8 protein-coding genes are annotated in these 9,722 nt (G+C 36.3%); all 8 read left to right on the top strand.

Features of this window, described 5'->3' with window-relative positions:
- Positions 1-514: 514 nt before the first annotated feature.
- On the top strand, positions 515-730 hold the full coding sequence (locus ACJML3_RS06435) for a hypothetical protein (protein WP_406021645.1): 216 nt from the start codon (positions 515-517) through the stop codon (positions 728-730).
- Between the two features lie 157 nt (positions 731-887).
- Positions 888-3,011, top strand: coding sequence for an IS1634 family transposase (locus ACJML3_RS06430; RefSeq protein WP_406021643.1), 2,124 nt, complete (start codon positions 888-890; stop codon positions 3,009-3,011).
- Positions 3,012-3,547: 536 nt separating this feature from the next.
- A complete protein-coding gene (locus ACJML3_RS06425; protein ID WP_219937640.1) occupies positions 3,548-3,823 on the top strand; it encodes an HU family DNA-binding protein in 276 nt (91 codons plus the stop codon).
- A 267-nt stretch (positions 3,824-4,090) separates the two neighbouring features.
- Entirely contained in the window at positions 4,091-5,740 is a 1,650-nt protein-coding gene (gene pgm / locus ACJML3_RS06420) for a phosphoglucomutase (alpha-D-glucose-1,6-bisphosphate-dependent) (protein WP_219937639.1), read from the top strand.
- A 152-nt stretch (positions 5,741-5,892) separates the two neighbouring features.
- On the top strand, positions 5,893-6,558 hold the full coding sequence (locus ACJML3_RS06415) for a hypothetical protein (RefSeq protein WP_219937638.1): 666 nt from the start codon (positions 5,893-5,895) through the stop codon (positions 6,556-6,558).
- A gap of 162 nt (positions 6,559-6,720) precedes the next feature.
- Complete coding sequence (locus tag ACJML3_RS06410; protein WP_219937637.1) at positions 6,721-7,593, top strand: Cof-type HAD-IIB family hydrolase; 873 nt, start codon at positions 6,721-6,723, stop codon at positions 7,591-7,593.
- 4 nt (positions 7,594-7,597) lie between these two features.
- On the top strand, positions 7,598-9,382 hold the full coding sequence (locus tag ACJML3_RS06405) for an ABC transporter ATP-binding protein/permease (RefSeq protein WP_406021640.1): 1,785 nt from the start codon (positions 7,598-7,600) through the stop codon (positions 9,380-9,382).
- A gap of 128 nt (positions 9,383-9,510) precedes the next feature.
- On the top strand, positions 9,511-9,722 hold a 212-nt coding region (locus ACJML3_RS06400; protein ID WP_406021638.1), incomplete at its 3' end, for a 6-carboxytetrahydropterin synthase.

The following is a 9,722-nucleotide window of genomic DNA, read 5'->3' as shown; positions in this document are numbered from 1 at the left end:
GTGATGAAAAGCGATTAGAAGAGCGTGCAAGCTCCTCTAATTTTTCAGATGCAATGAATTTGCTTTCCATAATTGTTTTTCTAAAGCCTAACCTATCATTATTTGATCAGATTTATCCTCAAAAATCCAGAAAATTATCACACCATGATCCTTAAATCACAAAAAAAATTGTACACCGTGATCCTTAGCTCAAAAGAATTCGTTTTTTTTAAAGCAGATTATAAGTGAATTACAACCTTGGTTAAACTGTGATCAAAGTCCGTTTCATTTTGTCATCGCAAAAATTTGTCTCAACTATCTTGACACAAACCGCTTTTTTTTTAGAATAACATGATAGGATTACTATTATTTCATTGTATATACAAAATTTTTTCGGAATAGATGGACAGTAATAATGTTGCGATTTCTTTTTTTTACGTTTTTTATGATGTTTACAAATATAACTAACGCAAGAGTTAATTTATCAGATCTTGTTGGATATCAAGTACTCTATAAAGGTTATATAACGGGGTACATGGATGGTAATAGTTTGTCAGGAAAATTTAAAAAGAACGGGGATTTTGAAGGATGTGAATGGAATAGAGCAATTTTCCTTGATGAACAATATGTTGTCTATTGTGAAGAGTATAACTATATGTATTCTTACCACCCAGAAGCTATTATTCTTACCAATGGAAGAGATTCTATAATGGTTGTAGATAATACTAAATTTAGAATTAGATTGAGGTAAAAGATTACCCTGTCTTTCCTAGCAAAAATTGACTAAAAGAGCCCGTAAATCGCATGCGGGCTATATTTTTGAAATTTTGATTTTAATAATTATGTGATGCATATTGTGTTGAATATGTGATATAATCCCATACAGTTAAGGTTCGGAGGATTGTTCCATGTTCGTTAGAGTGTCTGGTAAAAAAGGATTTGAGTATGTCTACCTTTGCAGGTCGGTAAGAGCAGGTAAAACTATTAAACAAGAAATTGTTGAAAAGCTTGGAAAACTTTCTGAGCTTACAGCTTCCGATCCTGATGCACTTAAAAAGCTGAAAGAAAAGTATGCAGGTGTTTCTGCTGATGAAAAGTTAAAAAAAGATATTCTCAGTCAGCAGATTACAGCATCTAACCTTACAAGTGCACTTGAATGGTCGAGTGAACATGATAAAGGGGAAGCCAATCCTTACCCTCTGCTATGTTACGGACTTGAACCTTTAAGAGCTTTATGGAGGAATGACTTAAAACTGGAAAGGACCATACTCAATCTGCAGGCATATAATTCAAAATGCGAGTTTGACCTTAACAGAGCTATATTCTACCTTGCAGGATGTAAAGTACTTGATCCTCGTTCAGTCAATGATGCCTACGCAGCAAGAACAGGTTTCATTTCTCAACCTTTAGAAGATATTTCAAGAAACAATCTGTATGCAGCTTTATCTTTTCTCAGTAAACATAAAGACACCATTGTAAGAAATCTCAGCAGAAGGACTCATGAAATCACAGGTCGTAAGAACACTATGATGTTCTATGATGTAACCAATGTTTATTTCGAGACTCCATTATCAGATGAGGAGAAGCAACTTTTCAACGATGATGAAAAGTTAAGATGTGAAGCTTTTAAACTTATTACAGATTACTGCAGAGAGCACAATCTGCTTTTACCGTCAGAAGCAAAGGTAAAGAATAAAAGTACTCTTGAACTTGATGATGTAGCATCTTTCCTTGATAAGGATGACAACCTCATTTATGAAAAAATTCCTTCTGACCTGCAGAAAACCATCAGACAGAAACTCTTTTTAAGAATGAGAGGACTGTCCAAAGAGCACCGTTCTGATTTACCGCTTGTATCCATTGCACTGGTAATTGATGAATTCGGATTTCCTCTGGATTATGAAATCTATTCAGGTGGCAGCTCTGAATTTAACACCATGAAACAATCCATTGATAACCTTAAAAACAGGTATGGAATTAAAGATGCTGTGATTGTGGCTGACAGAGGTCTGAATTCTGTCGCAAACCTAAAAATGCTGCAGGATATGAAGTTTGGATTTCTGGTTGCACAAAAGATTTCCAATCTCTCTTCTGAATACAGTAAATACCTAAAGTCTCCTGAGAGTATGACCTCTGAAGACTATGATGAATGGGAGGAAACTGACGGTCTCAATATTCCTAAGGAACAATACCGTTTCAAAGTTTTTAAAGATTACAAAAAGACTGTAAAACAGCCTAAATCCCAGGGAGGCAAGACCATTGAAATTACCTGCAGTCTGGTTGTTTCCTTTTCACAGGAGAGATATTTAAGAGACAGAAAACTGCTTGAGATTGACCATCAGAAAGCTCTTAATGCCATTAATTCCAAACAGCATATCTCATCATCTCTCAAAAGCTGGCAGAGACTGGTTTCTACTGAAAATCCTAAAGGTAATATCGCAGCCTCCTTTAAACAGGATATCTATGAACAGAGACTTAGAGAATGTGGTTATGCTGCAGTTGTCTATAAGAAAGCTCCTGACAGTGAACATGATCTTACATCTCAGGAGCTAGGAGAAGCTTACCATCGTCAGGTTCGCATCGAGGAATGTTTCAGAATTTTAAAATCAAATGTGCAGTTACGTCCTATGTATGTTTACACTCCTGAACATATCAGAGGTCATATCCTATGTTGCTTTATCTCTTTACTTCTGTTCAGACTCATGGAATTCAAACTCAAACAAAACGGTACACCTATGAGCATTGAAAATATCTCTGACAGTCTATCTGGAGCTAAGGTTCTGGCTGGTAGGATTGGTGATGAGATCTTGTTTTTACACACTAATGATTATCTGACAGGATCAAGACTGCAAAACAGCAAAAAGAGCTGTTCCGTCACTGAAGGTGGCTTAGCTATCAATAACATTATGCTGGTAGCTGGACTTAAACCTCTCTTAAAAGTTAACTCATATCACTCTTTAAATGCCATCTTTTCAAGAAAAAAGTCATCAGCTCTGGAATTCATCGATCCTGAATTACACAACGTGATTTGATTTCACACATCGTTATTAAATTATAAAACAGCAGTAAACCTCATTCCTATACCGTTTACTTCTTTTTTTTGTTATGGTTATGATGTTGCCTCTGAATAAAGTAAGCAAAAAGTGCTATTTTATAGATTTGATATTTATTTATAAGAAGTCTCTTTTTTCTCAAGAAAATGATGCTTTTTGTGTGTAGAAAAGGCGCATATTTGTTGTCTGATACAAAATACAAGTATTTTTTTTGTAAAAAAAAATAAAAAAAAATAATATTTATAAATTATCAGATGAATTTGTATAAAAGACTTATAAATCAAGTAATTAACTAAACATAAATAAAAATACATAAAATCGAAGAATATGATATTTATGCATTTTTGTATTTAGTCAAGACTACAAAAAAAATTTTTATAGCGTATACTAGCCGACGTTTAAACGCTTAAAGGATGTTTGTTAAATATAAAAACAATAATACATAGGGCGTTAATCAGGAATTACCTGAAATAATTTATTAAATTTGATTTAAAAAAATTAGGGATATTTAGTTTATGAATAAGTCTGAACTAATCGAGCAGATTTCAAATCGTTCTGGTTTACCATTAGCAAGTTCACGCAAGGCTTTAGAGGCAGTTGTAGAGACAATCAGTGCAGCTTTAGCTTCAGGTGACCGCGTTCAGTTAGTTGGTTTTGGTACTTTCAAGGTTACAGCAAGAGCTGCTCGTGAAGGCAGAAATCCTCAGACCGGTGCAGTTATTAACATTCCTGCAACCAAGACTCCTTCATTCACTGCTGGTGCAGAATTAAAGAAGAACGTAAACAACTAATAACTGGTTTATTGGATGTTTTCACAAGGCCTCAGCCATATGGTTTGAGGCCTTTGTTATTTTTGTTGTGCACAATTTCAGTTCATATTTTGGCTTTGCGATTTATAAGCCATTTCTTCTTTTTATATTTCGTAATTTTGTATATTTGATCACGAATTTATGGTAATATCTAAAAAAATTTTGTTTTTATGTTCTCTCAACCGATTCAGGTGTTTTTAATCCTGCTTTTGTAGGTTGCTGGAATTAACTTAAAAAAGGAAATAAAACATGGCATTGCATCAGAAAGCTGGTCAGAAAGCTACCTTTGCAGATTTAGATAATATCCCTCGTTTAATGGCTGCTTATTATCTGAATACTCCTGATTTAGATGATCCAGAGCAGTTAGTAAGTTTCGGTACTTCAGGACACCGTGGTACTTCATTAAACGGTTCATTCACTGAGTCTCATATTCTTGCTATTTCACAGGCAATCGCTGAGTACCGTCAGAAAGAGGGAATCACTGGTCCTCTGTTCATCGGTATGGATACTCATGCTTTATCAGAGGCTGCTTTAGCAACAGCAATTGAGGTTCTAGGTGCTAACGGTGTTGAGGTTCGTGTTGAGACCGACCATGGTTACACTCCAACTCCATCAGTTTCTTTTGCAATTTTAAATTACAACAGAGGCCGTACCTCTGGTTTAGCAGATGGTATTGTTATCACTCCATCTCACAATCCTCCATCAAACGGTGGTTTCAAATATAATCCAACTGATGGTGGTCCTGCTGGTACTGAAATTACATCAGTAATTCAGAACAGAGCAAACGAAATTCTAAAGAACAAGCTTCAGGGCGTTAAGAGAATTCCTTATTCTCAGGCTATCAAGTTATCTAATGTTAAAGAGCATGATATGCTCTCAGACTATGTTAATGCTTTAGGTGAGGTTATCGATCTTGAGGCAATTTCACAGTCTGGTATCAAGATGGGCGTTGATCCACTCGGTGGTTCAGGTCTTTACTACTGGGATAGAATTGCAGATAAGTACAACCTAAATCTTAAGGTTGTAAACTATGCTGTTGACCCAACCTTCTCATTCATGTGTATTGACCGTGACGGCAAGATCAGAATGGACTGTTCAAGCCCATATGCAATGGCAGGTCTAATCTCATTAAAGGATGATTTTGATATTGCCTGGGGTAACGATCCTGACTATGACAGACACGGTATTGTATGTCACAGCGGTTTAATGAATCCAAACCACTATCTGTCAGCTGCAATCAACTACATCTATACACACCGTGACAACTGGCCTAAGAGCGCAATGGTTGGTAAGACCGTAGTAAGTTCAAATCTGATGAACCGTGTTGCTGAAGGTTTAGGCCGCAAGGCTTACGAAGTACCAGTTGGCTTCAAGTGGTTCGTTCCAGGTCTGTTTGACAAGTCATTAGCTTTTGGCTGTGAGGAATCAGCTGGTGCTTCATTCTTACGCAAGGATGGTTCTGTTTGGACTACAGATAAGGATGGTATCATCGCTTCATTGTTAAGCGCTGAAATGCTTGCAGTAACTGGTAAGGATCCATCAGAGCATTACAATGCACTAATCGAGAAGTATGGCCGCCCTTACTACGATCGTGTTGATGCTCCTGCAAATCCAGCTCAGAAGAGTGCATTAAAGAAACTTGATCCATCTGCTGTTGAAGCAAGTGAGCTTGCAGGTGAGAAGATTATTGATAAGTTAACTTGTGCTCCTGGCAATGGTGCTGCTATCGGTGGTCTGAAGGTTGTAACAGAGAATGGCTGGTTTGCAGCACGTCCTTCAGGTACTGAGAATGTTTACAAGATCTACATGGAAAGCTTCAAGGGTGAAGATCACTTAAAGCGTATCGAAACTGAAGCTCAGGAAATTGTAAATGCAGCTTTAAAGAAAGCTGGTGTTTAGGGTTAACTCCTAGTAAACAAAAGGGCCAGGAAACTGGCTCTTTTTGTAATTTAGTGACACAGATCGCACCTAAGAGTAGAACTTATTTATAAACACACGGTCAAATAGCTAAAATCTTTTCATTATTTTTAATAGATTAGGACTTTATATCAATGAATAAAAAACTGTTATTATCAATTGCTGTGGTAGGTGCTCTTAATTTGACAGGTTGTGCTGCATTATCAACAATGATGTCAACTGATGCAGATTATAAAGAAAAAGCAGCTGAAACTCTTGATATTGCAGAAGATAATTTAACATTAGATCGCGATTCAATCAGAACTGGATTAAATGATATTACCTTTGAAGTTTTAGACAAAGAGGATAACCGTTACAGATGCCGTATGGGTGCAAATCTGAGCAAGACTACACAGGCATCATGTAAGAAGCGCAATGCTGATGGTAAGTGGGAGCAGTTCGGTAAAGAAGTAAATATTGAAGAAGAATTTGGTGAAAGCGGTGGCGCTTTATTCAACTTCTCATTAAGCGGTGGTTCAGAGAAAAAATCAAAGAAAGCAAATCGCAATGCTTCATCTTTACAGTCTAACCCTACAACTGATGACGGTGTATATACCGAGACTGTGCAGCCAAGAAACAAGCCTACCATCGTAATTCAGCCTGATGAGGATGAAACTGATGCATACAGAACCAACCCAACTAAGACCTATAACGGTAAGTTCAAGGTAAGAGATGAGCAGGGCCATTCTTATGAATGTCACTTTGCAAATGTTGGTCAGGTAGTTTCTGATACAATTTCAGTATGTACCAAGCTGTACTAATCTGAATAATTCAATAGTTTAGATAAAGTCCATCCTGTGCGGTGGACTTTTTTCGTTTTGTTCCTTTTACCCAATGGAAGATTGCCATTTAATCGCTTTTTCAATTCTCAAGTGATACCTATTTTGGTAAACTTTATCCTGTATTAGATAAAGGAGACAATTTTGGCTAAATATACATTAGACACACTGCCTGTTGATTATGACAAATACAAGGTTATAGCTCTTGATCTTGACGATACACTCTTAAGAGATGATAAGACTATCAGTGAATATACCATCAGCACACTTCAAAAAGCACAGAATCAGGGATATTCAATCGTAATTGCAACAGGAAGACATCCTAAGAGTGCAGTTCGTTATATGGATATGCTTGGCTGTTTAAATGAGAATTCTTATGCAGTTTGTTTTAATGGTGCAGGTGTAGCAAGACTATCTGACTATATAAAAGCTAATAGTGATATTCACTTCCCTTTAGTATGCAAGAAAACAGCTCCTTTTTCTATTATTAGAAAGGTTGTAGATCTTGCTCATGCAAATTCTCTTAAAGTTCATGCCTATACAAAGGATTTCGGTCTTGTAATTGAAGATCACAATCCTCATACCCAAAGAGAAATCGACAATGGAAATGTTGGTTTTAAACAGGTAGATTTCTATGATTTTAAGGATACAGATGAGTTTTATAAAATCCTTATTGTAGGTCCAAAAGAGGATTTAGACAGACTATCAAAGAATGTTCCTGAGGAGCTTTCATCATTCTTTGCAGTTCTTCGCTCAGAGGCACACTTCCTTGAGTTTATACCTCATAAATCCACAAAAGGTACAGCCTTAACACAGCTTTGCGAAACATTAGGTTATAAAGCTGAAAATGCCATGGCATTTGGAGATGCTGATAACGATCTTGCTATGATTAAGGCTGCAGGTCTTGGTGTTGCTATGGCTAACGGTTTTGATAGTGTAAAGGAAGCTGCAACAGTAGTTACACTTACAAATCAAGAAGATGGCGTTGCAAGACTCGTCGAAAAGTTTTTAAGGTAAAACAATGTTTAAAACCTCGATTTTTAAAGATGAGCACGATTCAGAAAGTCTAAGAGAGAGATTTCACGGCTCAGACAGTCTGCCTTTAAAGGTTTCCGTAAAGGCAGCAGCAAGAATGATAAAAATCTACTGGACTTCAAAAGAATCATTATTTTCATGGTTTATCCTTGCTCTCATCATAGGTCTAACCTCAGGTGCTATTTATTTAGCCAAGGTTTTCAATACCTGGTACAAGGACTTTTGGGACACTGTTCAGCAGTACAATCTTGAAGGATTCAAGTATCAGCTGATGCTCTTTGCAATACTTGCTACAATCCATGTAATCGTATCTGTTTATAATTCCTATTTGAGATCTGTTCTTGCAATAAGATGGAGACGTTTCTTCACAACAAGAGTAATGAAAGATTATCTTGAGAGTGATACCTATTACAAGATGCAGCTTGAAGACAGAAAAACAGAAAACCCAGACCAGCGTATTTCAGAGGATTTAAGCAGCTTTGTAAGCTATACCATTTCCTTACTTTTAGGAACAGCATCTGATCTTGCAATGCTAGGCACATTCGGTGTTGTTCTCTGGGATCTGTCTTATGCAGTTACCATGGATGTTTTTGGCTACAGTCTGCATCTTCCAAACGGATATATGTTATATCTTGGAATTATCTATGCTCTTGTAGGTACGCTTATTACCTTCAAGATAGGAAAGCCACTTGTAAGACTTAATTTCAGACAGCAGAGATTTGAAGCTGATTTTCGTTTCTCTCTTATAAGAGTAAGAGAAAATGCTGAGTCTATTTCTCTTTATAAAGGTCATTCATCAGAAGAGAGGTATCTTGGTTATAGTTTTTCTGAAGTTGTTAAAAACTATATAAGACTGATTAAAAGAGAAAAGAGACTTGGTTTCTTTACATTAGGTTATGCTCAGACAGCTGTTATTTTCCCTATTTTAATTGCAGCTCCGATGTATTTTGCAAAGATTATTACCATTGGCTCAATCATGCAGATTAATTCTGCGTTCGGTAGAGTACAGGATTCACTTTCAACTGTTATAAGTTCATTCTCATCATGGGCAAACTATAAAGCAGTTGTAGACCGTCTTGCTCTGTTTTTTGACAGTATGGATTCAAGTAACGAGATTAAATGCCTTAAACCTAAGTTTTCAGGAAACAGCTTTAAGGTTGATAATCTTTCACTGTTTACTCCAAAGGCAAAAAAGCTTTGCGATAATCTGAATCTTGAGCTTGCATCAGACAGTTCATTACTGATAAGAGGTCCATCAGGTTGCGGAAAGTCCACATTCATTAAGGCTATTGCAGGTATTTGGCCTCATGCACATGGAGATATCATTCTGCCTGAGAATAAGAACTCATTGTTCCTATCTCAAAGACCATATCTTCCACAGGGCTCTTTAAGAGATGCAATATACTATCCTGATGAAGCAAGAAATGACGGACTTGCAGAAAAGTATCTAGAGCAGTTATCACTGTCACATCTTATTAAGGATTTAGATAGAGTAGACAATTACTCATCAATGTTATCCTTAGGCGAACAGCAGAGAATTGCAATAATCAGAGCTCTTATATTAAAGCCTGGTATGCTGTTTTTAGATGAGGCAAGTTCAGCTCTTGATGAGGATCTTGAAAAGAGAGCATATACTATGATTAGAGATGAGCTTAAGGGATCTCTGATTATAAGTGTTGGCCATCGTTCAAGCCTTATAAATATGCATGATTATATCCTTAATGCTCAATTAGATATGAATTGGACTATTAATAAGAATAATAATCAATAAGCTAATATTGAGTAATAAAATTTGAAATATATCAAATTCTTTCACATTCAAAGGTGAAAATTCTGTAATATCTCCTATATTAAGAATATCAATAATATCAATAATAATTCTTAATAAGAAGATTTTTTATGAGAAGTATCGCCACTCTTGACCTTCAGTATGCTCACAGATTCTATGGCTTCCAGGGAGAGGCTCAATATCTTCATGGACATACTGGCTGCCTTACAATTGAAGTTGAAGACACCATTGAACCTGGTGTAAATATGGTTTTTCCATGCAATGAAATTCAAAAAACTGCATGGGATGTATTAAAGAATTTTGATCATGCATTAATTCTTCG

Origin of the sequence: Succinivibrio sp., assembly GCF_045124615.1 — a bacterium.
GTDB lineage: Bacteria > Pseudomonadota > Gammaproteobacteria > Enterobacterales > Succinivibrionaceae > Succinivibrio > Succinivibrio faecicola.
The sequence above is the reverse complement of the archived record's forward strand: the minus strand, read 5'-3'. Positions and strand labels throughout refer to the sequence as shown.